The organism is Stenotrophomonas sp. AS012628, assembly GCF_010608305.1.
GTDB classification, from domain to species: Bacteria; Pseudomonadota; Gammaproteobacteria; order Xanthomonadales; family Xanthomonadaceae; genus Stenotrophomonas; species Stenotrophomonas geniculata.
Map to the genome: position 1 here is coordinate 1 of NZ_VMBJ01000170.1, position 258 is coordinate 258.

A 258-nucleotide genomic window follows, 5' to 3' on the forward strand; every position below is an offset into this window, starting at 1 on the left:
GCTGAACATTGCACGCCAAGACCACGGCATCACGTCGGCGCGCCGCACACCGCGCCACAGCGCCTCGAGCTGCGCGGTGCCGGCCGCGTGCGGATTGCACGCAAAAAAGGCAGCGTTGATGGCGCCGGCTGAGGCGCCCACCACCATGTCGGGCACCACGCCCGAGGCCACCAGCTCGCGCAGCATGCCGGCCTCGATGGCGCCGAGGCTGCCGCCACCGGCAAAGACAAACGCTGTTCGTTCCACTCTGTCCATGAT

General features: G+C 68.6%; 1 protein-coding gene. It reads right to left on the reverse strand.

All coding sequences use genetic code 11. From position 1 onward, the window contains the following. Window positions 1–255: patatin-like phospholipase family protein (locus tag G5A07_RS21470; RefSeq protein ID WP_191864000.1), on the reverse strand; the 255-nt coding region annotated here is incomplete at its 3' end. Window positions 256–258: the final 3 nt, after the last annotated feature.